This is a genomic window from Pedobacter suwonensis (assembly GCF_044762335.1).
GTDB lineage: Bacteria > Bacteroidota > Bacteroidia > Sphingobacteriales > Sphingobacteriaceae > Pedobacter.
Genome location: NZ_JBIWEB010000005.1, coordinates 1 through 23,325, shown reverse-complemented (window position 1 = coordinate 23,325; position 23,325 = coordinate 1). Strand labels below are relative to the sequence as shown.

Sequence of the window (23,325 nt, the reverse complement as noted above, 5' to 3'; positions counted from 1 at the left end):
AAGAATTAATAATAAGATTATTGTTTACATGCTAAGCCTATAAGAAATCGTAATGGATTTATAGGATAGCCACGAAATTTGGTGCTTAAATGAAGGTGTGGCCCGGTAACCCTTCCCGTCTGACCACTCAGTCCCAAATAATCTCCAGACCGTACATCTTGCCCATCAGCAACTACGGTAACTGATAAATGGCCGTAAACTATTTCCAGTCCATTTCTTTCCAAACGAATGAACTTCCCTAAAATAGGATGAAATCCTTGAGCGGTGATCCTGCCATCCACAATGGCATAGACCGGCTCAAATCTGGCAGACAAATCCACCCCACTATGAAAATCTTTGGTTCCAGTAACAGGATGCTTACGCCAGCCAAATCCGGAAGTTAAATTCATGGAGTTTAATGGAAGGCAAAACTGAGCCATTAAATAAAACGGGAAAAGTAAGAGCATTAAAAACAGACTGACAGTTTTCCGGCGATTACAAAGCCGTTTCATTACCTGCCCAATCCAATGCTATTGCCCTGCTGTAGGTCAGCACCATAGTCCAGCTCCAACATTTCCGAAAGAGGTCGCGTCGCAAACTCCAGGGCCTGCGGACTATCTTTCAAAGCCGCCATGGATTCCATTATCTGCCGCGGACTGCCGGTACTCTGGTACATGCTCAATCTGAGCAAGTTCTTAAAGTCAGCCACCTCCAGTTGCTTTACCTTGACTAGAAGCTCCTTATACAATTCATTGTGCGGTTTTAAAACCAATAATGCATCACTCTGATATCGTCCCGCACCTTTATTCGCAAATGCTACAAAAATGGTATCGCTGTGCAAATCTGCTCCGATAACTGTGCCTGCCTGGCCCCGCATCATAAAGGGATCTTGAGTAAGCTGGGGATGCACCATGACTGGCATACCTAATAGATCGTCCATATATTATTAGATTAGTGAGATTTATTTATCTGTCCCTGGCATCATTGAACCTTTCATTGACGGAGGAACTTGTGCCGGCCTGGCGGCCGGTTTAAACTGTTTAACCAACTCCTGTACCTCCACGGTAATCCGGTTAAAATTTTGAAGCAGGATTTCGTCCCTGTGTCCTTTGAAATTGTAGAAGAGTGGTAATTCCCTGTATGCCGCTTCTTCCTTTTTAATGGCATTCAGATCCAGGTTCACTCTGCAATGAACCGTGGACGGCTCGAAGCTGCCTGTATATTCTTCTACTGCATCGGAAGCGAGCAAGCCCACCATTTCCCCTGCCTTTAATGCAGCAATCTTTCCCGCCGGGATCAGCGGCTCCAGCTTTTCACTCAATGATAACGACACTTTACTGCGATCAATAGAAACACTCTCACTAAGCTGCTTTACCTTTCCAAATATGCGCTCTAGCCAGTCTAGGGTATCTTTATTTTGAACCGAGCCAGATAAAACGTTACCAACAATAGATGTGATTGTAGCTGCTGTTTCTTTGCCATATTGCTGCTGGATCTGCTGCATTGACTGGAAACCCAAAAGCGTCGCCACTTTATTGGAACGTGCCTGGGCCAAAAGCAGATCCAGGCGGTTTACCATCAGTGATGCAGCCTCATCTATGATCAATCCTACGGGCAGATTGCCTTTTGTATTGATCAGCTTGGTAATACGGTTCAATACTACTGAATAACAAGCTGCATTGGTACTTTGGGTAAGAGGATCGTTAGCCAGTATCAATAGGCTAGGAGAAACCGGGTTGTTGATCTTTAGATCAAAATCGTCACCTGAGAACACCCAATAAGTTTCCTTGGTGGCAATACGGCTGATGAAAATTTTCAAGGTGCCAACCTGGCCCTCCAGCTGCTCAAAAGCTTTTGCTTTGTAAGCAGTCATAAATGGGGAAAGCAATGAGCTAAGTTCCTTATTAGAGAATAGTGTACTAAAGATGTCTTCATAGGAACAATTTAAGAAGGCTAGCACGTGAGGAAGGCTGGAGTACTTGCCTCCATCATATTTGCTGAAAAAATAAATGCAGGCTGCCAGAAAGTTGATTGCTGACTGCGTAAAAAATTGATCCGATCCTCCGGACTTATCTCCTTTCTTTAAAGCTTCAACCAAACCTTCCGCCGTCTCCGATGCATCCGCAAGTGTCTGCAAATAGATTGCCTTCCATGGGTTAATACGCCTGCTTCGTTCCGGCTCATTAAGGTTAATTACGTGAAAGCTGAAATTTTGGTAATCTCCCTTTTGCCTTGCCAGTAAATAATGGTAATACGCAATCTTTCCCAGGTCGGGAAACTTTATATCGTAGACCACAAGTGTCATTCGATTGGCTATCAAACCTCGGATCACAGGCATTACGATAGAAAAACTTTTACCGGATCCAGGAACTCCGAGCAGAATCATGCCCCTGTATAAATTCTGCAACACGATATAGCCTCTACGTACCTTTCCTTTGTAGTAAAACAGCATTGGTATATTTACCGCGTGGGGACTAATTACCGGTTTGGTTGCCTGCATAAAACTTTCACCTTCGACGTTCCATTTGTCCTTACTCAACTTGGAACTGATGATCTTTGAAATGTTGTCCATCGCGACATGCAAAAGCAGGCAACCAACAAAGGAGCAGATCATATAAGCCAGTTCATACCAATTCGCTAAAGCGATCACCTGCTGTCCTGGCTTTCCATAACACCATAGTCCAAGACCCAACACGAACAAGGCAGCACACAAAGGATAAACAATACTATTTTTAGGATTTAGGTCTTTCTGCTTTCTTCCAAGGGTTCCGACGGACGTCAGGCAAATGAGCAACAGGGTAAAGGCCTTACTGTATAGCGGAGTCTGATACATAACCAATCTACTCAGCCCAAGGAAAAATGGGTGAAGGCCATAGTGCTCTGCCCATGGGAAAGCGAGTATTTTAACAGCGTATACAAATACCAGGATGTCAAATGCCACAGAAAGATATATACCAAATTGCAGCAACCTGTGCAGGTGCTGCTGTTCTTTTGATTCTTCCATAAGTTAAGGAGGGGATTTATAGACTTCCTATAAAACCAATGTTTTTTGAAGCAAGCATAGAAACTAGCTCGCAATTTATAGCTGAATGCCTATGAAGTTTAATATCAAATTGTCGGCAATATCCCTGTAGTATTGCCGACAATTTGATTTGTTTATTTGCAACCCTTATAAGATTTTGGATAAAAAAAACCACCACCTTATCGACTATTTATTAAATATTTAACGTCATTTTTCAAAACCAAATTTTCGGCATTAATATTAAAAAATTGCCGTAAATTTGATTAATTAAAGAAAGGAGCCATTATGAAGTCTGTTAGTGATTTACAAACCTACTTTGGTGAAAAACTCGAAATATCGCTAGACGATTTGCGGGAATATTTCCAAAGCATTGATCCGGATATTCCAGATAGTACAGTGAATTGGCGAGTACATGACATGATAAAATCATCAATATTACATAGAATTGGCCGAGGACAGTTTGAACTCGGCTCAGGGCGTCAATACCTCCCGGAACTGAATCCCCGTGTAATAAAAATTCTTAAGTTTATTCAAAAGAATTTTTCAGACGTTACTTATTGTGCGTGGAACTCTGACTTACTTAATGAGTTTGCCCAACATTTAAGTGCCTACCCGTTCATTGTCTTAGACGTTGAAAAAGAGGTTGCAGAATCTATCTATTATTCGATTAAGGAACAATTTAATGGTGTTTTTCTACGACCATCCGAATCACTCATCAATGACCTACTTCCAGATTTTCGTCTACCAATAATCATAAGGTACCTCATTTCCGAAAGCCCGATTAATGAGCAGAATAACCTGCCTTTAGTGTCTCTGGAAAAAATTCTGGTAGATGTATTTTGCGACATGGAATTCAGCTTTCTAGCCGGTGGCGAGAGGCGGGCTATTTTTCGCAATGCTTATTACAAGTATACCATTAATGAAAATAAACTGTTACGTTATGCTGCGCGTAAGGGCAGAAGACCAGACATTCACAAATACATTATGGAGGGTGGCTTTACTGAGCAAAAATTTAAACCAATATAAACCATATGATATCTAAAGAAAGTCTTACCAAAAAATGGTTGGACAAAATATCTGTTCAAAACAGAAAGGCCGATAAAATCCTCATTGAAAAGGTAATCCGCGCGTTGCTCCTTTTAGAAGGACTCGTCAAGGCAAACGTACAATTTGTCTTTAAAGGAGGGACGGCGTTAATGCTGCTTATGGGAAGCACCAAACGTCTGTCAATAGATATTGACATTATCGTTAGCAAACCCCAAGATTTACATGACCTCTTCGAAACATTCCTGCAAGAACAAGGGTTTACCCGCGTGGAATTACATGAAAGAAAAACCTCATCAGAAATTAAGAAAGCACATTATAAGTTTTTTTACAAGCCAATTCACGAGGAAAACAAAGCTGAGGATTATGTCTTATTAGACATTCTTTATGAAGATCCCCATTACGTCAAAGTTATCGAGTGGCCTATAGATTCTTCTTTCGTGCAGCACGATGGAGAACCGTTATTGGTAAATCTGCCTTGTCATGAAGATATTCTGGGAGATAAGCTCACCGCCTTTGCCCCAAACACTACTGGGATCCCTTATTACAAAGGAGAGGATCTAAAATCTATGGAAATCATTAAGCAACTATATGATATAGGGAGTTTACTTGAATCGGTTGAAGATGTTTCCATCATTGCTCAAACCTTCAATGTGTTCGCTCAAACAGAAATAGGCTACAGGGAGTGTAAAACTGATGCCAATGGGGTATTAGATGACATATACGACACCGCCTCACATATTTGTACTGCAGGGAAAGAGGGAAAAGGAGATTACGATGCTTTGTCGAGAGGCATTAACTCAGTCAAACGCTTCATTTTTTCTGAAAGCTATCAAATAATCCGTGCCACAACAGATGCGGCGAAAGCAGCATACATAGCTACTGTCTTAAAACATGGTCTCCAGAAATTTGAAAGGTATACAGGGAAAGAACAAGTTAGAGACCTGGTTATCGATCAAAAATTCAGCTTGCCACTAAGCAAATTAAAAAAAGGAAATCCTGAAGCTTTCTTCTATTGGTATCAGGTTTATCTAATCAAATCAGCTTAAATCTACAATCAAATTTTCGGCAGTAATAGCTATATTTTGCCGAAAATTTGACCCAAATTAAAACGTATCTGCCTTCAAAATATCTCCGTATTTCACTTTTAGAGTTATTGTGCGACCGGAAATCTGCTTTTCGGTAAGCTCAATATTCAGCAACTTATTCTCCGGAAAAGTCATCTTTTTCAATACAAAAACATTCCTATAGTTTCGTTTGAAAGAGGTTAGCGGGTAAAGTTGCCATATAGGCGCAATCTCTACTGACTGCGCATTAGTAGCCTTGGTGATTTTTTTGTCCTCAATCTTGAAACGAAGTTCGTCGATGCTATATCTAAGACCAGTCTTGTTTTCAAAAGACAGATCCAGAAAAATGTATTCACCCAGCGTGTAAACTTGGTTAAGCCTGGTGCAGACTCCATATCCATCTGCCTTCCGAATAGCAGAGGTCGATCTGTTTCTAAGCAGGCTCAACGCATGGACTTTCATAGCTGGTGTAGACAACCCTACACCAGAAACCTCTAAAGGATGACAATCTTCAGGACTGATGTTAAGTAGTGTGGGCGTCAAACCCAAGCCCGGCGGGCTAAAGCACAGTTGGTATTGGGCGATAAAAGTCTCACCAATTACTGTCACGACAACCGAGGCATCCGGAGTACGGAGCAACAGATAAACTGAATCAGGAACAATTTTCAGACGTAACACGTTCGACTCCAGCAGATCCCCTACCAGGGCATGACTGGATATATCAACTTTCTGAATAGGTTCAGGAGATACAATGTGCAGGGAAATCCCGCTTGTAATTTCTATCCTCGGCAAATTGTTTAATGTAGAAATAGCCCGCTCCTGAGCTAGTGCATCAAAAGCCGAAAGAACGAACGAAAATAAAAATGCCAGCATAACGAATAATTGCAGGCGCATGAAAGAGAGTGACATAAGCTTAATAGTTATTTTGATTTTTTCTGAGTTCTTCCGGGTCAATCAAGTAGACCAGGGTATTGTATTTTATTTTGGCTTTGTTCTGCCGGATTAGCTTACCGACTGCGGTCGTAGTTGACTGAAACATTTTCTGAAGTAAGCCCATGACCAGTTGATTGTTGTTTTCTGCCTGCTGCTGCAGGGTCAACCCTTGGGTAGTATTATTGCCCAGTTCACGCGAAAATTCCCTGAAGGCGGAAGCGGGAACATACAAGCCAGGCGAGCCGTCATTATCATAGACCTCGAGCCGTACCGGCAGGATATGCCCATCTTGCATAATGGAATTAATTACCATGCTAACACGCTGTCCGCTGAAGCCATTAATCTGGGCAAACAGATATGTTCCTTTCTTGATGAGGAAACGACCAGCCATCATATCCTCCAGTAAACGGATCCGAAGCCTGGACCCGGCATATCCGGTAACATTCTGATCAATGATGGCAGTGATCAAATTCTCCTGCGAGTCGGCTGTAATGGTATTGAATAGGGATGATCCTGACTGGGATCTACTCACTGGCAGCTTTTTCTCAGACAGCTTACCGATTTTTAAATCTTCCAACTGGCGTTTTTTTTCCTGCTCGGCCTTGAAATCCGGATCTGCGGCTTTACCCATACTGTCAACCAACGCCATCTGCTGACGAAATAATTGCATGGCATCCAGCTCGGTATTTTTTCTGGAAACAGAACCAATCAAGGGAGCAGGTCTGCTCATCTTCGCCAAAGCCTCAGCAAGCGCTCTGTCCTGGGTAAAAGAGGAAGTATGTCCCGCAGCATTTTCATTAGGAGAATAGGCCTTGCTTCGTCCAGGATTCACCGTACTACCTGCTCCACCATACCTGGACTTCATAACCTGATCGATGGAATCCAGCATTCGCTTTTCACGTTCGTTGTACAAGGAGCCGGGTTCAGCCGCCGCCGTTTGTTCTTCTTGAATGGCTCCAATTGCCGTATAGCCATCCGATTGCTTGAAACGATCCCGATAAGCATCCAGCTTACCGCTCAATGCAGAATTCCGCACCTGGTCCGACACTCCTGCAACGTTCATTTGTAACGAATCTCTTCCGGGATCTTCCTGCGACTGAGGATCAGCTACCCCTTGATAGATATAAAAAAAAATAAAAAGGAAAGGCAACAGGATCAGCGGCAGGATATATCTGGGCTGTTTAAAATTCATTTTCATATGTTGCTGTTTAATGGGCTACAGCCCGTTTGTAAATGGAATCGATCTGCTTCAGCTTAAATTTCAGCAGTACACTATCCGCATCTGTCAATTTCTTTTTTTTGATGATTGTCCTGACCTGATCGCCGAGTACTTCCAGTCGCTCCAGATCCTGGTAGATAGATAAAGTCCGGTTTAATCCGGCATCGGAGGTGAAATTCATACCTGGCATCCGGGGAAACCCATCAGGCTTTGGTTTGCGCAGGACAGTAAAAGCCATTATCCCAGATCCAAGGATCAAAATGATCATCGCAAGAAAAGTTATGCGCTTAGAGATTGTTTTTCTGAACATTTTCGAGGTCTTTGTTTTGAAGGGTCTTCCAGGATGTGATCAATACTGCGTTTGGGTTGTTGTCCGAACGAAACTCAAGATCACGTAAATAGCCCTCGGTAACCAGCGAGCGCGTAATAGTGGAACTACGGCGATCAATTTTTTGCGTTCCGTAATACCGAAAATATTTGCGCGCTTCATCCAAAAAGACGGAGTCGGTTCGAATAGTCAGTACTGAACTTGAAGATAGGATGGAGTTAAAAAAGTTCCGCTCTTTTAAATTATTGTATTGTGCTGCCCCACTCTCATCGATCAGATACATTGCCTGTTTCATCTGGTACTCGATGTACTTGTCATCAGGGGTTAGCGAAAAGAACAGGCTATGAAAACGCGCGATATGAGCCCGGTATTCGGCCGCGCGGTTCATCTGCACATCGGTCTGCCGGGCAAGCACCGGAATGCCCCCAGGATCCAAGATGTAGATAGACTTTCTGGCGTCGCTCACCTGCCTGTAGGCAAAAAAACTGACTCCAATGGCTATAGCAACTGAGCAAATAAAACTGCCGGCGGAAAGGAAAGTAGCCAATCTGACTTTTCCCTCAATATTCTTAATGATCATATGTTATCCCTTCATCATTTTAATTGCCATACGGGAAATATTAGACGCCCCACGTCCCATGGAAGATGCGGCAGAAGTGATCCCGGAAGTAGAAACAACCCAGGTAGAAATGCTGGGCACAGTAAGCATAGTAAGCCCACCGATCAAAAAAGTAACGATCACCATCCCAAAGGATAATAGGCCATTACCCGCAAATGCAACTAGCTTTTCCATAGGCGCGCTTCCGGCGAGTAGTTCCTGATAACGAGAGATCTCCGCCTCCATAGCATATTGCTGAAACAGCGAGGCCACATAGAGTACCAGGTATGCAATACCAGAATAGAGATTTACTGAAATGAAGCGGGCAACCCACGTAGTAAATGAATCCCGGAACGCGGGCAAAATACTGATGGCCACTGCAAAAGGCCCCAATATGATCAATATGGTTGAGAAAATAATCTGAACTATAAATATCACATATACGCAGATCCTCAGCACCCAAAGTGCGAGTGTTTCCAGCATAGATGTGGTCAGTAATTGCAAACTTACCTGCAAGCGATTTCTCAGTTCAACAATGGGGTTCCAGACCTCAGCAAAGCCTTCCTTCACGGAAGATTTTACAGATTCCCAGGCATTTTCATACCAGGTATCCGCCTCCTTTTTGGCCGTTTCGGTTTCAGCCTGTATGGTCATCAATTGGTTAGCGACTTCATTCATCAGCTGCGCACGTTGAAGACGCAGATTGTTAATCTGGACCTGGCTGCCATCAAACATGGCCTCGGTCTTATTAGAGACAATGTCGGTAGGGAAAGCTACCATCCTGGTAAATACCGGCCACCATAAAATAACCATGACCAATCCGAATGGGCGCAAAAGAGGCATTACCTCAAGTTGCTTGTCGCCAGCCATCATTTCGTAACTCTTAACCGCAAAAAAAACCAACATAAAAATAGCAGATAGTGCCTGCGCATCTGCGATAAAGGCATCATAGTGTGTCCAGACTGTGTTGCGCATGGCCTTAAGAAAGTACATCATACTCTCTTCATAAACCCCATTGCCTTGCAGAAAATTGAATGTATTCTTGAACGCTTCCGGATCGACGGGTGCGGCCTGTAGTAACAGCCCAGTCCCTAAAATATTCACCCCCATTTGTTATAGTTTAGCGTGTCTCAATATCCTGTCGATGATCTGCTTGTCATTTTCTATACCGCCAGTCATGGTTGAAGCATCGGGCGTACGCACCTTTTGCGCAGTTTCAGCCAAAGACAAGTAAAGTTTAGACCGCTGCTTTTTTGCTTCCCAGCTTGCCCGCAGCGTACGATATTCCCCCAATATGCGATGGTATCCCAACAACCGGGACCCCCGGTCGATATTGGTCGCACGCAGTGCAGCAAGCCTCTCGCGAATAGACTGGCTTTCCTCAAGGTACCAGTCCAATAGTCCTGTATGCTGCAAGTAAACCTGTTCTTTACTTCCCAATCCGAAAAGCAACGCACTGTCATTCTGTTCGATCAGCGGTTGAAATTCCCTGGAATAATATAGCATCCAAAGTGGATCCAGATCAGCAATGGCACCGGCATAGTTGGAGATTTCTCTCAATGCAACAGATCGCAAAGTATCCGCATGAAGTTTATATGCGTTACTGCTTTGTCGCATTGCCAGTACCATTCCCATGCGCTGGGTCTGCGGCCCATATGGGCCGAGCGGCCTCAGATCGGTTTTTGGATAATTTGGATGCAATCCCCAAGTCAGCCAGTACATCGGATTCAAGTGTAAAAAGCCGGGTTCTGGAACAAATTTATTCCTGTCCCATTGTTTAAATACCATGCGCTCCTGCTGGTAGCGAATCGCATTATCGCGTATAGACTTTTGACCAAAAGCCATAGCCGTAGCCAGCTCTAAAAAGAGCAAAGCCAATATTATGTTTTTCATGATTAATTTTTTAAGTGTCTCAAATTGAAAAGCAGCTCCTCCGCTTTTCTTTTATCCTGGTTGATAAACCCCTGGTAAGGGTTGAGCGACCGGACAATTCCTGCCTGTTTTGCCCAGTACATCGAACGACCAAGGCTATACACTAGTGTACGCATCACCTGCAACTCCAGGATCACCTTTTTCATCAGTAAATCGCGCTTATCAAAGTCCATAAGTACATTTTCTCCTTCTCGTAAGACGAATGAGGACACCTCGGTGACCAGGTTAACCCCACGGTTTTTAAGCTGACGGGAAACATCTTCAGCAAACAATAGCAAATGCGGATCATGGGCTGCCAAATCAAGCATATAGTTGCTTTCCGATACAATTTCGGTAGCTAATCGGCCTACCTGCCTGGCCATAATGCCTGTCTTCAACACCTGGTTCACCTCTACTAAAGAGCCCCGAATAATGTTCTGCACCAATACCACTGAAGATACGTTCAGGGTGATGTCATCCAACTGCTGCTTAATGGCTGATAAATTGCCATTATGTGTATTTTCTGCCGCAAGCCGCGCCGCTCCGTTTTCGCTGACTGCAGTAAAGTGGTTCCTGTCAAAGATCACCCGTTGGGAAAAGCTCCGCAGACAAACAATCAAGAGAGAAAATACCATCAAAAGCGCATGCAAAAATGTTCTCATATCAGGGCTGTTTTATGATAGATATCTGTCGCAAGATGTCATCGACCAACCGTTTGTCTTCCTGGACATATTCTCCAAAGGGATTTAGCCTATCCAGTCTTTTCTTTTTACTTGCAGAAAGAAGGGATTGTGCGAGGCCTCGGGATGTTCCGGCGATGCGCCTGAGCTCGACCAGCACATGCCCAAACAGGATTTTTCTGTCTGAGGATTTCATTTGGTTTAAATCGCCTATACTGACCGCTAGGCCGTAGAGGTAATTGCTGAGTAAATGTGCCTGCCCGACGAGGTCTGCTTCTACATCCAGAGCCAGTGCGGTCAGCAGCGGATCATCTGAGGCAAGCGAAATAATCTGCTGCTGCTGATCCATAATCTCCCCAATGATCGGCGCAGCCTGGATACCAATCTGAGCTGCGTCAATAGCCAGGCCTAAGACCTTAAATCTGGATTGTAGCTCTCTGTACTTTGACTTCAGCCTGGCCATTTGGCCTCGGTTGACTTCCTCGTTTGCCGAGGTCACCGCCTGTTTATCCCTGGCCTGCTTCTGCCGGTCATTTTCTGACTTGCTCTGATCTACCAGTTGATGAAGCAGCGCTACATTAGTTTGCGCGAATATTGATCCGTGCAGAATAATAAATGCCAAAACAAAAAAACCATGCTTCACGGCTTTAAGTACTTAGCATTTCGGATGATGTCATCGGCAATGCGCTTGTCGATATTAATAAAACCGCTGTATGGATTTAAGGAATTTAAAATGCCTCGCTGTTTCGCCCAATACATGGAGCGGTGCATGCCATAGGCTACTCCGCGCAGGATGGTCAGCTCGGTGACTATCCTGCCCAGCAACCTCGCCCTTTCTCCCGCGTCCATTAAATTATTAACCCCGCCAGACAGCACAAATGAGCTTACCTCAGCAGCCAGCGTGATTGATCGGCTCTTAAATTCCCTGGCACCACCTTCGGCAAAAAGCAGCAACACCGGATTGGAACCGGCAATCTGTAAAGCCTTATTGGCATCATTAACAATATCCGAGCTGATTTCCGCAATATCTTTTACAGCAAGCAGGTTTCTTACTACGGCAGAAACCTCACTCAGTCCGCGGTAAATCTGCCCCTGCAGGTCATTGACGATTGCCAGTTGCCCGGTTACAGCCAGTTGTCCCCGCTGGATCAGCGTCAGGTTATCATTGGTTCTGTTCAATTGTGAATTAATGATACTACCATGTGATGCCATAGCAGCAGATGTGGTTGGATCAATGTATATCGTCTGCGAATAACTTAGGCCGTACAACATCATACATCCGACCCATAAAAATAGTCGTTTCATAAAATTAAGTTGATAATGGATAAATGCCTGAACGGTTCACTTCAGCGACAAAAGCAGACAGCGAAAGTCCGCTTATTTCCATATGCGAAACAAATGCATCCAGTGCTTTGGAATAATCTCCAAAATGCAGGGCATAGGTTTCCACTGCATTTTTTTCTGGCTTTTCAGTTGTATAAACCAGGTACTGGTAAATGGAAAGTTCTATTCCATAAACCTCACCGACAGATCCCCGCTTGATATACACTTCTTTAAAGCGGCCCCGGCCTTCCTGATTGTCCAGTTTATTGATGGTAAAAATCTTCTTCTGTTCCGCCTCAGATAAAGACAACAACCGGGCAATCTCCCCATAGTTGTCCTTAAATTTACTTTGATCCAAAAGAATGATAGTATCCGATTCGGAGATAATGCATTCCTTTAAGATGGGATTCCCCAGCACATCAGACAGGGATTGGGTGACTTCGATCACTTCTCCCCAAAACTTTCGGACTGTCTTATTTAAGTACAGTAAGAATCCTGCCATCAGTGGCGACCCGATGGCTTTCCAGCATTCTTCTAAAATAAGGCATTTGCGTTGATGGGTGCGGAAGCGCATCTTCTGAATGAACAGATCGATGATTGTAAGCGTAATGATTGGAAACAAAATTTTGTTATTCTGTACCGAATCGATTTCAAAGACAATAAAAGGTTCGGAAAACAGTGAATCATCCGTACGCTCGTTCAGGATTGTCTGGTATTCCCCATCCCGGTAGAATTTCTTAAGTACGAACCGACATTCATCCAGGTCAAAGGGGATACGCTCCTGCTCCTTGATCTGAGGGACACGCCATAGCATATACTCATAAAAACTATTGAAGTTAAGCTCGGATATGTTAAACGCCTCCTTTCCATTGCCATCGGAACCGGAAAAATAAGTGGCATAATAACCAGAGATGACACTTGCGATCACATCACGTTCCACCGAGGAAATCTGTCCTTCAGCACCTTTCCAAAGCAAAGAAACAAGGGTAATCAGAAAATCCTTCTTTTCAATGTTATATTCAGATTGACTGATAAGGAAAGGGTTCATTGTGATGGGCTTATCCTCCGAATAGGTTACATACCTGGCCTTTAGATAGGAGTTTAACCCTGAATAGGAATGGCCGACATCTACGATGACCACATCCATGTTATATAACAAATATTGCTCAACTATAGCATTCACGCATACTGACTTACCGGATCCGGATGGCCCGCAGATGAGTTTATTCCGATTGTTCACCCTGTTTGTCCTCATGGGTAAATCGCAGGGATCGATGCCGATGGGAATCCCTTCCCTATTGGTAAAGCGGATCAGGAATTCGGAATCTTCATCCTGTTGCAGACTTTCTTTAAAGAAAAAACAAAGCGCCGCATCTGCCGTCGTCAAAAACCAATCGTAAACTTTGAGTTCAACCCCATTGCCAGGCAGGGCTGTCCTGAACAGTTCCATCTGGTTATAGCTTTGCCTGCTGGGTAAAATCCCTTGTTGAAAAAGAGAAGACTCCACAAAGTTAGAAGCTCTGGAGATTTTATCCAGATCCGCACAGATCAGGATATTGAAGTGAGCCTGAACCAACAACTGGTTTTCCCTAGCTACGTCTTCCATCAGTCTGTCGATATCCTGCACACAAACCAGATTGGCTGGATCCGGTACACCACTATGCCGCTTGCGCTTGACCTCCAGTTTGGTTAGCACCTGCTGTTGTCCCGGGATTTCAATGACCTGGTTGTAGATCATACAAGAATAACCCGGAACCTGGTGCAGGAAAAACAGGTTGTCTACTGGAAAGCCTTTGAGCGCGGCAGATTCCTGACGTTCATTGTACGGTCCTATTTCCTCCGGCAGATCTATAATGTCTGTATTGATCAGTGAAATACTTCGGACAGCCCGGCCACCAAGTCCCAGCTGCTGATCACCGCAAAGCAGGTTGTCCATGACCGGATGTTCGGAGGAAAACTCCATAGCAAGAATCCTGGTGACGTACTTCTGAATGTCAGCTTCTGTTAACAATATGGGCGATAGACCTGCACCGGAAAATAAGTCCAGTAGTTTGTCTGTATGCTGAACTAATTCGGAAAGAAGCTTTTCGTTGTATACGTAAAAGGCACCTTTTTTCACTTGCCGGGTGAGGATGAGATACGTAGTGACCTGTGTACTGATCCTGCCTGAAAAATGGTCATTGTATTTTTGCTGAAGAAATGTAGGTGCGGGGCGTGGGCCAAACGTGTGTTTGGAAAAAACATCCTGCTTTTGTAGGAGATAACCTTCTCCAAGGATTTTGATGGCGTTGAGCAGAATTTGCTGATAACCTTGATAGGGCTGGGCGTCAGCGCCATATTGTACGACCGGGTTTCTGATGCTCATGATCACTGAACTTTCACCACCATTTCCCAGCAAGATCGCCTTTCCCTGGAATTCATCGATTCCAGCAAAAGGCATTTCAAATGCCCGTTTATGTTGCATAGGATTTAGAAAAAGGGTTCGGATGGATCATGACACCCTGATGTCGCGTCTTGGAATGAAGGCCTCCTTTCTGTTTTTGGAAGGTGTAAAACATACCTGCCGAGGCATTCAAAATGGTAAACACTCCTCCTAAATACATATTGGACAGGGCACCAATGATTCCTCCGGACACCAGGCCAATGACGAGCGAACCGATACCCCAGGCGATAAACTTTCCACGAAAACCACGATAGATAAGGGGCTTCTGAAGCCCCTTATAAATTGGATAACGAATCATTATACGCCAAAAAAGGCTTTGATCACAACTGAGACCAAGACCAGGAAAAGACAGGATCCACCCCAGCCCATGATCTCTTTGTTGATGTCCTGATCACCATTGTTCCACTTAATGTAAACGCGTACGCCACCGATGAGGCCAACTACAGCGCCGATGGCCAAAATCAGAAAGGAAACCGGATCAATATAAGTGCTCAGTGAAGATGTGGCAGCATTGATGCCGGTCACACCACCGCCCTGTGCTTTGGCGGAATTGAAGGAAGTCATAGCAATGACAACCAAAGACAATAGACTTTTAGGTTTTACTGTCATAAAGAAAGATTAATGGTAAACTATTGGATTAATAAATCCCATAAAGGGCGCTGAGAAATCCTGCGACCAGCAGCAGGAAAAGGCAGGAAAAAAACCAGCCCATAACCTGGGCATCAATGTGACGGGCACCGGATTGCCAATTGGCGTAAACACGAAGACCTCCGAACATTCCGGCGATGGCAGCCATCACCAGGATTAAGTCTGTTAAGCTGAAGTACCAGCGGTGAACTTCGTCTGCCGCCTTATAAAGCTCTGCGACACCTGGCTGGGCATAGAGCGAAAGCGGGGAATTAGCGAAAAAAAAGGCAAAAAAAAAGACAGCGGGAACTGTCTTAAAAAATTTGGAATTCATAGTGATCAATACGGAATTGCCCTGGTGTGCTCGATGAGCTCATCCTTGGCTCTGATCAGCAGTTCGGCAATGCTCAAAGCGCCGGTGGCCTGCACCAGTCCCGAGCTTAGCACTCCGGAGGCGGACGCTGCTGTAGTCCCGCCGATTTCCGGGATCTCCTCTACAGGTGCATCCTTCAAATAGGAAACAAGTAATGGCTCCGAAGATTCTTCAAAGAAGAGTTCTTCCTGCGATGGCTCTGATGTTTGCGCCCTATTAGAAATCAATAGATCAAAGGCCAGGTTCAGGCCATAGTATAACAAATAAGCCATGCCTAACCAAAGGCCGAAAGTAGTCCATGTCATAAATCAGGATTTTTAAGTGAATCTTGGATATAGGTCTGCAGCCAAGGATGTCGGGACAGCAGTTGGTGTAATGCAAAAACAATAAGCTTGTTCATCTCTACACCCCGCACAAGCTTTAATCGCCGGAGCAGCTTCATCGTAGCAGCATCCACCCGTATCATGCTTTTCTGTTCGCCCAAATACTGAAAGCCCTCTAACTGTTCGAAAAACCGGGTTACTTGGGCATCAGTATACTTTTTGGGAGCCTGCACCAATGGGTCTAAATCAACAGCGAGTGGTAAAGGGTCGCTACTAACCAGATCAGCTTCTGGTTGGATTTCAGGACTGACATCCATAGTCTTTCCATCATCCTTTTCTGCTGCGGGGGGCTGCTGATCACGGAGTTTTTCCCTGATTTCATCCGCGAGGCTTTTGATCTGCTGGTTCATGAAACGCCCTCCCTTGGAATGTATTTTTCATAAATCAGTTCCAGCAGCGGAAGGACGACAGGAAGAACGATTGCTGGTGTTTCATTGGTGTTCAACCGCTGAAAATCTACCCGGTCTGCAATCGCGGGGCAGAGTTTGCCGAAACGCTCCAGTACCTGATCCACCTGCTGTCGGGTCTCATAGCGTACCGTACTTTTTATCCGGTTGGGCACAAAAAGCAAAGGAGCGCGGTTATTGATCCGCTGGGTCACCATTGCAAATAGCAGGGTTGAGTCTACTGAAAACTCATCATAATTGAACGGGCAAAGTATCAGATCGGCCGACAGAAAAACCGGGATCAGTCCGTCATCATCCATCTTTCCCGGCAAATCAATTAGTAGCAACTCACCTTTTTTTCGCTGGATAGCTTCTAGTAGTATTGGAAAATGTTTCAGGTCGCAAGGGATCACCTCATACGGTTCAGGGTTTTCCAGCACCTTAGCCTTTTCATATTTAGTGACAATGCTTTGCTGGTAATCCATATCCAGAACAGTAATCCTGCGCTTTCGAACCTGGCTTAGGTAGTTCGCTAGCAGCAGGGTGAGCGTACTCTTGCCTGCGCCACCTTTTTGATTGCCAATTAAAATGACCATAAAAAAGCGATTAAAAAGTTAATAATTATCGGGTATTTGTTCGGGCCTTCCGTTTTCGCCTCCGGGTTGGCCCAAGGATCTGCTCGTCATCGACGTCACCTGAAATATCCAGACGAAGATCCTCCAGTGCAGATAAGAAAGTAGTTGCTCCGGACTGCTCATTTTGATCTTTTGCAACATCAGCTGTCCAGGCGGACACTTTGCTTGCCTCAGGCTCAGACTGCGGGACGGGTAGATTAGCCTCACCCACTTCAAGAATATCCTCTTCGAGAGTTGCTTTTATGGCAACAGGCTTTTGTGGTATAGGTTCAGTGTGCCCTGTGACCGGGGCGATCAACTCCTTGATGTCCATCAGCTCTTTCCCTTTCAGTACCATTTTCTCTTTATGATCTAAAATAGAAAAGCCGTAAGGTGGCTTGCCGGGCGTGCCATGATACAAAAGCTGCAGCCCAAATTTCTGTTGGAGTACTTCAGCTAGTTTTGAGGAATAGGAAAATGCCGGGCCAGCGGCTCCTCCCGGTAAAGGCTTGGATACGGGAAACAATTCTCCAGAATGTAAGGCGCGGTAGCGTTCGACAATCGCACGGAGCTGAATCGTGCGTGCCCTGTTTTTTTCATAGACCGCAATCCGGCTGTCCACCTCGCCGAGTGCCACCTTGCCCAATATGTGACCAAATTTATATAGCTGGTAATTCGCTCCTTTAATTTCAAGCTTATATCCTCTGGCTTCCATGAGCATTGCAAACTGAGGCCGGGTGGAAAAGTTGTAGGCGAGCGCTTCCCTTGCATCCTTCTTACATTGCTCTGCAGGGTCCTGAGCCATGATCCGGTTTAGCACCTGGTACGCTTTTAACTTTTCAAAAGAGTCATTGATTTTTTTTCCAGAACGGTCAACCCGGGTAGAGACAATATGCACGTGTGCGTTGGCTGTATCGCTATGGAAGACGACAATGTAAGGCTGCATTCCATAGCCCATTCCTTTCATCCATTCAGATGCAATTCCAGTAAGTTGCTGTTTGGTATGCGACTGACCTTTACAAGAAATGCTGACATGCAGCTGGGGATATTTTGTTTTTGAACTTCGGGAAGACAATGCCTCCAGGTAATTTATGTAGTCAGAGGGTCGTAGGTTGTCAAGTCCCTGCAGGGCGCCGAATCCAGACACCAGCATGAGTTCACCTTTATCCTTTTCCATCTTATTGGAATTGTATCCTACACCATTGAAGGTTTCGGACTTGCGCAAGATTTTCACGATCATTCATCAACCGGTCATTAAGCGGATCAACTGCCGCATCATTTTTTGGATCTCTATGTGCTGCTCCAGGTAACGTGCAAAATGCAGGTTAAATGTCGAGAACACTTCTCCGTCCAGCATTCCCCGTTTGTTCAGGACATTTGCATGCCGGGCAAGTTGGTTAATATTATTTCCGCATCTCCCTAATTCCGCTCCAATACTGTCCAGGGAGGCTAGGAGTTCAGAAGTATTAATCACCACTTGCCCATGTTGGCTGAGTAGTCTGGAACGGATAAGTTCCGTCCGGGTGATCCCCAGTTGCCTGGCCATAGCAAGTACCTGCTGATGCTCTTCTTCGGTCAGCTTCGCCTTTAATAAATGTTCACGCTTTCCCGATTCCAGCACAGGCCTGCCTACCTTTTTTGAATCTGTTTTCATAGGCTTTAAAAAATACGGGTATTGATTACGACAATTCGCGATTGGCTGGCTTAGCGCTTAGCTGATTTGCAGTAGCCTTCTTAAAAATACCGGCTCTTTTGTATTCGGCAAGTTGTGTTTTCGGGTACCCGAAAACTAACTTGCCTTTACCCGCCTCTCCCCCTGATCAGGGGAGAGGTACGGGAAAAGGAGTAAAAACCCCGCGCAACTTGGGGTTTTAGCAAATTGGCTATTAGGCTGCTTAGCTAATCGGCTGGCAAAGCAGCCGATTGTTAGGCCCGCTAATAAATAAGTCCGCTAATCACTTAGTTCGCCAATTGGCCAATCGTTGGGCTAACCAAGTGATGGGCCATTTGGCTGGCCAATGCGCTAACGTGCCTATCGGCTATCTACATGTTCAGCCGCTTCTGATTCTGCACCTTTCGGCACCTCGGCTGGCCGCTGATCACTTTGCTTTTCCTGAAAGCCTTTAAGTACTTCTTCTAACGCATCGGCCTTGCCTGACAAATAGGCAACCACTACCTTTGATTGGCTGCGCAACGCTTCTGCAGCAAAATAAAGTGCGGCAACAAGAAGCAGCAGGTTGCCGGCTATCACCGCCAAGGCTAACAGGAAATTGGAATTGATAAAACAGTACATCATCATCTTATAGGTTAGTAATAATTGGTTTAACGTTTGTAGGTATTCAGAATTTTCTGAAAAACCCCTTCTTCTTCCCAGGGCATTCTTAGCTCAGGCTCGTCCATAAGCATCGCATTGTAATCCTCATAACCCTGATAAGCCGATGCACCGTCAATGGCATCCGGATAAACAGCCTGGAAAGAAACAGTTGCTTTTCGTCCCGCTTCGTCGTTGTCGAAAAAGCACGTTTTTTGCTCAAAGTCCGCAGTCGCATTAATCGCATGTTCGATCATTGCTATGCTGTTGAGCACATACACAGATGACTTATCCCCTGGATTTTTCGTTGCCCAGCTCAGGTAATCCATCATCCCTTCAAAGAGTACGACCTGGTTTGGATCACCTTTAAACAAACTCATCCCTTTTTGACCGAGGCAATGCTTCCATTGGGCAGCAGTACGAATCTCCCAGTCCATGTACTCATTCTGCCAGCCGACGCCAAAAAGTTTCTTTCCCGCTCTTGGACCGGCGATGCAGCGGAGATAGATTTCCGAAAGCCTGCCTTGAGCAGCCTCCCAAACCTTTCGGGACTTTAGATATTCCTCTAACAAAGGGTTACTTCCTAAAGGCCTTATGCAAAACAGCTCATAAGATTGTACCTTTTCCGCCTTTCTTGGTCTGGGCTCCTTGGGTCTTTCTGCAAAAATCAGCTTACTTTCCGGTAGGTCGCAGACCTCCTGAATTTTTTTCAACACCTGGTAAAAACTGAGCCCAGGCCAGTAGGTCACCCCAAAACTGATCAGATCACCTCCACCGGGAAGACCGAAATCATACCACTGATTAGTATCCGCTCTGACGGTAAAGGAAGGACTGCGGTCCCCGTTTCTTATTGGACTATGGTATTTCAGTTCTCCTCCAGATTTACTGACTGGCTGGTGGCCTAAACGGCGGAGCAACTCCGGCAAGCTTACCTGCTCACGAAGTGCGTTAGCATCGATGTAGTGGTTCATAAGTTATGGGTTTACAAAGAGTGGGTAATTTGGAATCCAGGAAATTGCGATATCCCTCATTTAACGGCGCATATTGTACTGAGCGGTCTATAACATTACCGTATCTCAGGTCAATCCTTTTCCAGAACCGTTCGTTGCTAAAAAAGAGTTCCGCCTGCTTAAAATAACGGCATAGAAACATACCCGCCTCAAGGAAATCTGAAGAGTTCAGTACAATGACAGTATGATCCGGAGCCCTATAGAACTGATACCATTTCAAAAATTCAAAATAGGTTTCAAAAATGGCAACCCGTGAAGAACTTCCCAATCTTACCGTGATCGCTTTTTGTCCAAGTAATCCGCGCCAGCACGCATTCTGTATCACCCAGCCACCCGCCTCATTCAACCATCCCAATGCGGAATAACTGCACAATGTTCCGTCAATGCGCCTGCTATAGTGTACCTCCTGCAACAACTCATTTGTCCAAGGCAAAAGGCCAAGATGTTTCAGGTATCTGGTCAACACCCTGGTAGTGCCAGTGGGCAGGATTCGATCAATGGTGAAATCAGGGGCATTGGTTAGGCGTGGCCTTAACCATCGGATGGCGTCAGAATCTTCAGGATCTCCGCCGAGCTTTACAAAAGTATCAAGATGAACGATAGACATAATCTTAGGTTTTTATAATTAGCCGAAAACAGAAAAGGGGCTAAAAAGCCCCTCTGCAAACATTCTCTGGCAAACGCATCCTGAAAATGTATATCAAAAATGGAACTACCTGCGTAAGGATCTACCTCCCTCGTCCAAACGGACTGCCTGCGGATCACTGCCCCGCCAGTAAATGTCAAAAGACGATTACTTGCATTGCGCAGCTGCACAACAATTTCCGGAGAGTTAGGCCGGAAATGCTTCGTTCCATGATGTCAAAGATCTTGCTTGGTAACAAGACCAAAATTGCGGAGAGCAAATCTGATGTATTCCCCATTTCTGAAAATGGGGAACGATTTATTTTTGCTTGTTTAGTTTACGTTTGCTTGCTTTGAAGCGATCTTTCTCCAAAATTTGCTCTCGCACTGCTGACATCATCTCTTCCAGATATTTGGTATAACTGCTATTCTTACGACGCTGCAAATCCGCGAACATGCGGTAAGCATCTCCCAGATCCACGCCCAAAGTATCTTCGAGCCATTCTACTATATCCCGGACTTCTACTTTGCCATCATTCATACGCCTGGTGTAATAAATGCCGTAAGCAATTTCGATGAGCTCAATCTTGTCTCCGGTCCATCGTCTCTTGCTACCTTTGAGCAGTGCCTGCACATATTCACTCTCCGGGTTTCGATACAATAACCGAAGCTTACGTCCGGTATACTCCTGCAAACGGTCATATGCAATGAATCTTGCAAAGGTGTAACCCTGGTTTGTGAGGAAACGCAAATCGAAGGGTGTATTAACAGGTAAGGGGCTCAGCGCTTTATAGTTCCTCGGCAGAAAAAACATATGATCCCTATCATCGTCATCTGCAAGGTAGTACTCATAAACTGCCCGGTGCTGGTCAAAAAATCGAAGCTGATATTGATATTCCTGTATATAAAAATCCCTAACCATGATATCTGTACCATGCTGTGGTACGAGTTTGAGCATAGCTGCCAATTCGTTGTGATAAATGTACCAAGAATAAAAGCGCGGATAAATATGCTTGAAAAAATAAATTTCTTCAGTTTCATCCTTAAAACCATTCTCCAGAATGAAATTCTCAAGCAATTTCAAATTATGGCCGATGCAAATGTTAAAGTTATCAAGCTTTTCTGGATAATTTATTAATGAGCTTTCAATGCTTCTCAAACCTTCTTCGAGCTGTTCATACAGTTCTGAGCTAAAATCGTATATCATAAGTTGTTGATTAGGTAAGTGACTTATTGTTCAAGTTTGTTCCTGTCAATACAGTCTGATTCTTGTTAAAAATCTACGGGGACATGACTTTGGCTTAGACCTTTCAAAAATCCAATTTCATTGCCTGTCGTCTTTACGGAAAAATCGGGTTACTATTCTTTCCGCTTGGTTAAGCACGCTAATGGTGGCACAATCGAGGCATCAGGTCGCATTCGACTATGTAGACCATGGCGAACCAATTCTACTAATGCAACACATTCGTTTTTAACATAAATTCCTGAAAAATATTTTATCATAACGCATATTTTTTTTGTGAATAAGCGCCAATTTGGGAGGATTTATTTTTGAAAAAAAGTGACAAACATGACATAGGACAAGTGTCACATTTATTAATAACCGGCTTTAATGATATGCTGAAAAGGATATTTATGTTACACTTTGGGGTGGTGATTTTTTTGTAAATACCTCTTTTTATTTGGTAAACGTTAAGTACATTTGAGATACAAAATAATGCAGAAATAAATAATATATGGGGATAACACTTTGTGCTAAAAGGACATAGCCAAAGTTATAATAAAAGGCCGCATTGTAGATTCAAACTGGAGCATGGCGGCCATCTTAGCAAAAAAATAAAATTCATTTCTTAAAGGCTTAATCAGATTAATGCTCTTCTATTATGCAAGAGAAAAGACAAGGCAATGAAGGATTTCTTGATCGAGCTATTGATCAATTACCTGTTAGTGATCACTTCAAAAATAAAAGTGTTGAACTGGGTTTTTCAACAATAAGAAATATTACGGATTTAGGCTGGGGAAAAGTTATGAAACTTAATGGTTTTTGTTATTCGTGGTTCAACGAGCTGGTTAAATTATTAAAAAATCAGGGTTTACTGGAACTTTTAGAAACAAAATAATCAACAGAATCTTAAACTGTTCAGGAAAATGAGTATCTATATAAGCGACCATTGTTGTGAGCCATGATCTTACCTTTCTGACAACTTTCGGAGAAAATTCCCAGCTTGGTGCAAATATATTCCGCATATATTGGGGGGAAGCATTTGAGTTTTTTGTCCGATCTGTTTTGATATGACGCTCTACAAATCTGTACAAATTTGCATTGTATCTTATTTTTATGAAATTGACAGCCCGCTGCATATACCAATAAATTTGACCCCCTTTCGCCAATTTCAAATTGACCCCCAGAGTTGTTGCTTGAAAAAAGCAGAAGTTGTTGTGCAAAAAGG

Annotated in this window: 28 protein-coding genes; 3 read left to right on the top strand and 25 right to left on the bottom strand. The window is 44.3% G+C overall.

What is annotated here, in order from left to right; all coding sequences use genetic code 11:
* Window positions 1-17: 17 nt before the first annotated feature.
* From ACIQXP_RS09710 to ACIQXP_RS09700, 3 genes are all read right to left on the bottom strand, one after another.
* The gene (locus ACIQXP_RS09710; protein ID WP_387505496.1) at window positions 18-389 is read right to left on the bottom strand and encodes a M23 family metallopeptidase; all 372 of its coding nucleotides are present in this window, start codon (window positions 387-389) and stop codon (window positions 18-20) included.
* 101 nt (window positions 390-490) lie between these two features.
* Window positions 491-919 carry a hypothetical protein gene (locus ACIQXP_RS09705; protein ID WP_387505497.1) on the bottom strand — a complete coding sequence of 143 codons (429 nt, stop codon included), beginning with the start codon at window positions 917-919 and terminating at the stop codon, window positions 491-493.
* Between the two features lie 21 nt (window positions 920-940).
* Entirely contained in the window at window positions 941-2,983 is a 2,043-nt protein-coding gene (locus ACIQXP_RS09700; protein ID WP_387505498.1) for a TraM recognition domain-containing protein, read from the bottom strand.
* A 303-nt stretch (window positions 2,984-3,286) separates the two neighbouring features.
* On the opposite strand from ACIQXP_RS09700, the gene ACIQXP_RS09695 reads away from it, so the two are divergent.
* On the top strand, window positions 3,287-4,027 hold the full coding sequence (locus tag ACIQXP_RS09695; protein WP_387505499.1) for a DUF6577 family protein: 741 nt from the start codon (window positions 3,287-3,289) through the stop codon (window positions 4,025-4,027).
* Window positions 4,028-4,032: 5 nt separating this feature from the next.
* Entirely contained in the window at window positions 4,033-5,094 is a 1,062-nt protein-coding gene (locus ACIQXP_RS09690; protein ID WP_387505500.1) for a nucleotidyl transferase AbiEii/AbiGii toxin family protein, read from the top strand.
* 57 nt (window positions 5,095-5,151) lie between these two features.
* Here ACIQXP_RS09690 and traN read toward each other — a convergent pair whose 3' ends face one another.
* From traN to ACIQXP_RS09580, 22 genes are all read right to left on the bottom strand, one after another.
* On the bottom strand, window positions 5,152-6,021 hold the full coding sequence (traN, locus tag ACIQXP_RS09685; protein WP_387505501.1) for a conjugative transposon protein TraN: 870 nt from the start codon (window positions 6,019-6,021) through the stop codon (window positions 5,152-5,154).
* Window positions 6,022-6,025: 4 nt separating this feature from the next.
* Entirely contained in the window at window positions 6,026-7,243 is a 1,218-nt protein-coding gene (traM, locus tag ACIQXP_RS09680; protein ID WP_387505502.1) for a conjugative transposon protein TraM, read from the bottom strand.
* Between the two features lie 10 nt (window positions 7,244-7,253).
* Window positions 7,254-7,532: a hypothetical protein gene (locus tag ACIQXP_RS09675; RefSeq protein WP_387505503.1), complete on the bottom strand. Its 279-nt coding sequence runs from the start codon at window positions 7,530-7,532 to the stop codon at window positions 7,254-7,256.
* A gap of 19 nt (window positions 7,533-7,551) precedes the next feature.
* On the bottom strand, window positions 7,552-8,172 hold the full coding sequence (traK, locus tag ACIQXP_RS09670; RefSeq protein ID WP_387505504.1) for a conjugative transposon protein TraK: 621 nt from the start codon (window positions 8,170-8,172) through the stop codon (window positions 7,552-7,554).
* A 3-nt stretch (window positions 8,173-8,175) separates the two neighbouring features.
* Window positions 8,176-9,186 carry a TraJ family protein gene (locus ACIQXP_RS09665; RefSeq protein WP_387505505.1) on the bottom strand — a complete coding sequence of 337 codons (1,011 nt, stop codon included), beginning with the start codon at window positions 9,184-9,186 and terminating at the stop codon, window positions 8,176-8,178.
* A 117-nt stretch (window positions 9,187-9,303) separates the two neighbouring features.
* On the bottom strand, window positions 9,304-10,083 hold the full coding sequence (locus ACIQXP_RS09660) for a hypothetical protein (RefSeq protein WP_387505506.1): 780 nt from the start codon (window positions 10,081-10,083) through the stop codon (window positions 9,304-9,306).
* A 2-nt stretch (window positions 10,084-10,085) separates the two neighbouring features.
* Window positions 10,086-10,763: a hypothetical protein gene (locus tag ACIQXP_RS09655; RefSeq protein ID WP_387505507.1), complete on the bottom strand. Its 678-nt coding sequence runs from the start codon at window positions 10,761-10,763 to the stop codon at window positions 10,086-10,088.
* Window position 10,764: 1 nt separating this feature from the next.
* Complete coding sequence (locus tag ACIQXP_RS09650) at window positions 10,765-11,424, bottom strand: hypothetical protein (protein ID WP_387505508.1); 660 nt, start codon at window positions 11,422-11,424, stop codon at window positions 10,765-10,767.
* Window positions 11,421-12,086 carry a hypothetical protein gene (locus ACIQXP_RS09645; RefSeq protein ID WP_387505509.1) on the bottom strand — a complete coding sequence of 222 codons (666 nt, stop codon included), beginning with the start codon at window positions 12,084-12,086 and terminating at the stop codon, window positions 11,421-11,423. The genes ACIQXP_RS09650 and ACIQXP_RS09645 overlap by 4 nt, the downstream gene beginning before the upstream one ends.
* Before the next feature lie 4 nt (window positions 12,087-12,090).
* Entirely contained in the window at window positions 12,091-14,568 is a 2,478-nt protein-coding gene (locus tag ACIQXP_RS09640; RefSeq protein ID WP_387505510.1) for a TraG family conjugative transposon ATPase, read from the bottom strand.
* Window positions 14,558-14,845: a DUF4133 domain-containing protein gene (locus tag ACIQXP_RS09635; RefSeq protein WP_387505511.1), complete on the bottom strand. Its 288-nt coding sequence runs from the start codon at window positions 14,843-14,845 to the stop codon at window positions 14,558-14,560. The genes ACIQXP_RS09640 and ACIQXP_RS09635 overlap by 11 nt, the downstream gene beginning before the upstream one ends.
* On the bottom strand, window positions 14,845-15,132 hold the full coding sequence (locus tag ACIQXP_RS09630; RefSeq protein ID WP_427430984.1) for a DUF4134 domain-containing protein: 288 nt from the start codon (window positions 15,130-15,132) through the stop codon (window positions 14,845-14,847). Before ACIQXP_RS09630 ends, ACIQXP_RS09635 begins: the two co-directional genes overlap by 1 nt.
* Window positions 15,133-15,184: 52 nt before the next feature.
* Complete coding sequence (locus ACIQXP_RS09625; RefSeq protein WP_387505513.1) at window positions 15,185-15,508, bottom strand: DUF4134 family protein; 324 nt, start codon at window positions 15,506-15,508, stop codon at window positions 15,185-15,187.
* Between the two features lie 5 nt (window positions 15,509-15,513).
* Complete coding sequence (locus tag ACIQXP_RS09620) at window positions 15,514-15,852, bottom strand: hypothetical protein (RefSeq protein ID WP_387505514.1); 339 nt, start codon at window positions 15,850-15,852, stop codon at window positions 15,514-15,516.
* Window positions 15,849-16,280 carry a hypothetical protein gene (locus tag ACIQXP_RS09615; protein WP_387505515.1) on the bottom strand — a complete coding sequence of 144 codons (432 nt, stop codon included), beginning with the start codon at window positions 16,278-16,280 and terminating at the stop codon, window positions 15,849-15,851. The genes ACIQXP_RS09620 and ACIQXP_RS09615 overlap by 4 nt, the downstream gene beginning before the upstream one ends.
* A complete protein-coding gene (locus tag ACIQXP_RS09610; protein WP_387505516.1) occupies window positions 16,277-16,912 on the bottom strand; it encodes a ParA family protein in 636 nt (211 codons plus the stop codon). The genes ACIQXP_RS09615 and ACIQXP_RS09610 overlap by 4 nt, the downstream gene beginning before the upstream one ends.
* Before the next feature lie 25 nt (window positions 16,913-16,937).
* On the bottom strand, window positions 16,938-18,170 hold the full coding sequence (locus tag ACIQXP_RS09605) for a relaxase/mobilization nuclease domain-containing protein (RefSeq protein WP_387505517.1): 1,233 nt from the start codon (window positions 18,168-18,170) through the stop codon (window positions 16,938-16,940).
* 3 nt (window positions 18,171-18,173) lie between these two features.
* Window positions 18,174-18,584: a plasmid mobilization protein gene (locus ACIQXP_RS09600; RefSeq protein ID WP_387505518.1), complete on the bottom strand. Its 411-nt coding sequence runs from the start codon at window positions 18,582-18,584 to the stop codon at window positions 18,174-18,176.
* A gap of 378 nt (window positions 18,585-18,962) precedes the next feature.
* On the bottom strand, window positions 18,963-19,229 hold the full coding sequence (locus ACIQXP_RS09595) for a hypothetical protein (RefSeq protein ID WP_387505519.1): 267 nt from the start codon (window positions 19,227-19,229) through the stop codon (window positions 18,963-18,965).
* 23 nt (window positions 19,230-19,252) lie between these two features.
* Window positions 19,253-20,212, bottom strand: coding sequence for a toprim domain-containing protein (locus ACIQXP_RS09590; RefSeq protein ID WP_387505520.1), 960 nt, complete (start codon window positions 20,210-20,212; stop codon window positions 19,253-19,255).
* Window positions 20,190-20,858 (bottom strand): hypothetical protein, encoded by a 669-nt coding sequence (locus ACIQXP_RS09585; protein ID WP_387505521.1) that lies wholly within the window; start codon window positions 20,856-20,858, stop codon window positions 20,190-20,192. Before ACIQXP_RS09585 ends, ACIQXP_RS09590 begins: the two co-directional genes overlap by 23 nt.
* A gap of 336 nt (window positions 20,859-21,194) precedes the next feature.
* Window positions 21,195-22,082, bottom strand: coding sequence for an RteC domain-containing protein (locus ACIQXP_RS09580; protein ID WP_387505522.1), 888 nt, complete (start codon window positions 22,080-22,082; stop codon window positions 21,195-21,197).
* Between the two features lie 676 nt (window positions 22,083-22,758).
* On the opposite strand from ACIQXP_RS09580, the gene ACIQXP_RS09575 reads away from it, so the two are divergent.
* Window positions 22,759-22,995: a hypothetical protein gene (locus tag ACIQXP_RS09575; protein WP_387505524.1), complete on the top strand. Its 237-nt coding sequence runs from the start codon at window positions 22,759-22,761 to the stop codon at window positions 22,993-22,995.
* Window positions 22,996-23,325: the final 330 nt, after the last annotated feature.

Bases quoted from the DNA above. Each gene is read 5' to 3' on its own strand.
- ACIQXP_RS09710 (WP_387505496.1), bottom strand. From the start codon at position 389: ATGAATTTAACTTCCGGATTTGGCTGGCGTAAGCATCCTGTTACTGGA.
- ACIQXP_RS09705 (WP_387505497.1), bottom strand. From the start codon at position 919: ATGGACGATCTATTAGGTATGCCAGTCATGGTGCATCCCCAGCTTACT.
- ACIQXP_RS09700 (WP_387505498.1), bottom strand. From the start codon at position 2,983: ATGGAAGAATCAAAAGAACAGCAGCACCTGCACAGGTTGCTGCAATTT.
- ACIQXP_RS09695 (WP_387505499.1), top strand. From the start codon at position 3,287: ATGAAGTCTGTTAGTGATTTACAAACCTACTTTGGTGAAAAACTCGAA.
- ACIQXP_RS09690 (WP_387505500.1), top strand. From the start codon at position 4,033: ATGATATCTAAAGAAAGTCTTACCAAAAAATGGTTGGACAAAATATCT.
- traN (WP_387505501.1), bottom strand. From the start codon at position 6,021: ATGTCACTCTCTTTCATGCGCCTGCAATTATTCGTTATGCTGGCATTT.
- traM (WP_387505502.1), bottom strand. From the start codon at position 7,243: ATGAAAATGAATTTTAAACAGCCCAGATATATCCTGCCGCTGATCCTG.
- ACIQXP_RS09675 (WP_387505503.1), bottom strand. From the start codon at position 7,532: ATGATCATTTTGATCCTTGGATCTGGGATAATGGCTTTTACTGTCCTG.
- traK (WP_387505504.1), bottom strand. From the start codon at position 8,172: ATGATCATTAAGAATATTGAGGGAAAAGTCAGATTGGCTACTTTCCTT.
- ACIQXP_RS09665 (WP_387505505.1), bottom strand. From the start codon at position 9,186: ATGATGTACTTTCTTAAGGCCATGCGCAACACAGTCTGGACACACTAT.
- ACIQXP_RS09660 (WP_387505506.1), bottom strand. From the start codon at position 10,083: ATGAAAAACATAATATTGGCTTTGCTCTTTTTAGAGCTGGCTACGGCT.
- ACIQXP_RS09655 (WP_387505507.1), bottom strand. From the start codon at position 10,763: ATGAGAACATTTTTGCATGCGCTTTTGATGGTATTTTCTCTCTTGATT.
- ACIQXP_RS09645 (WP_387505509.1), bottom strand. From the start codon at position 12,086: ATGAAACGACTATTTTTATGGGTCGGATGTATGATGTTGTACGGCCTA.
- ACIQXP_RS09640 (WP_387505510.1), bottom strand. From the start codon at position 14,568: ATGCAACATAAACGGGCATTTGAAATGCCTTTTGCTGGAATCGATGAA.
- ACIQXP_RS09635 (WP_387505511.1), bottom strand. From the start codon at position 14,845: ATGATTCGTTATCCAATTTATAAGGGGCTTCAGAAGCCCCTTATCTAT.
- ACIQXP_RS09625 (WP_387505513.1), bottom strand. From the start codon at position 15,508: ATGAATTCCAAATTTTTTAAGACAGTTCCCGCTGTCTTTTTTTTTGCC.
- ACIQXP_RS09620 (WP_387505514.1), bottom strand. From the start codon at position 15,852: ATGACATGGACTACTTTCGGCCTTTGGTTAGGCATGGCTTATTTGTTA.
- ACIQXP_RS09615 (WP_387505515.1), bottom strand. From the start codon at position 16,280: ATGAACCAGCAGATCAAAAGCCTCGCGGATGAAATCAGGGAAAAACTC.
- ACIQXP_RS09610 (WP_387505516.1), bottom strand. From the start codon at position 16,912: ATGGTCATTTTAATTGGCAATCAAAAAGGTGGCGCAGGCAAGAGTACG.
- ACIQXP_RS09605 (WP_387505517.1), bottom strand. From the start codon at position 18,170: ATGATCGTGAAAATCTTGCGCAAGTCCGAAACCTTCAATGGTGTAGGA.
- ACIQXP_RS09600 (WP_387505518.1), bottom strand. From the start codon at position 18,584: ATGAAAACAGATTCAAAAAAGGTAGGCAGGCCTGTGCTGGAATCGGGA.
- ACIQXP_RS09595 (WP_387505519.1), bottom strand. From the start codon at position 19,229: ATGATGATGTACTGTTTTATCAATTCCAATTTCCTGTTAGCCTTGGCG.
- ACIQXP_RS09590 (WP_387505520.1), bottom strand. From the start codon at position 20,212: ATGAACCACTACATCGATGCTAACGCACTTCGTGAGCAGGTAAGCTTG.
- ACIQXP_RS09585 (WP_387505521.1), bottom strand. From the start codon at position 20,858: ATGTCTATCGTTCATCTTGATACTTTTGTAAAGCTCGGCGGAGATCCT.
- ACIQXP_RS09580 (WP_387505522.1), bottom strand. From the start codon at position 22,082: ATGATATACGATTTTAGCTCAGAACTGTATGAACAGCTCGAAGAAGGT.
- ACIQXP_RS09575 (WP_387505524.1), top strand. From the start codon at position 22,759: ATGCAAGAGAAAAGACAAGGCAATGAAGGATTTCTTGATCGAGCTATT.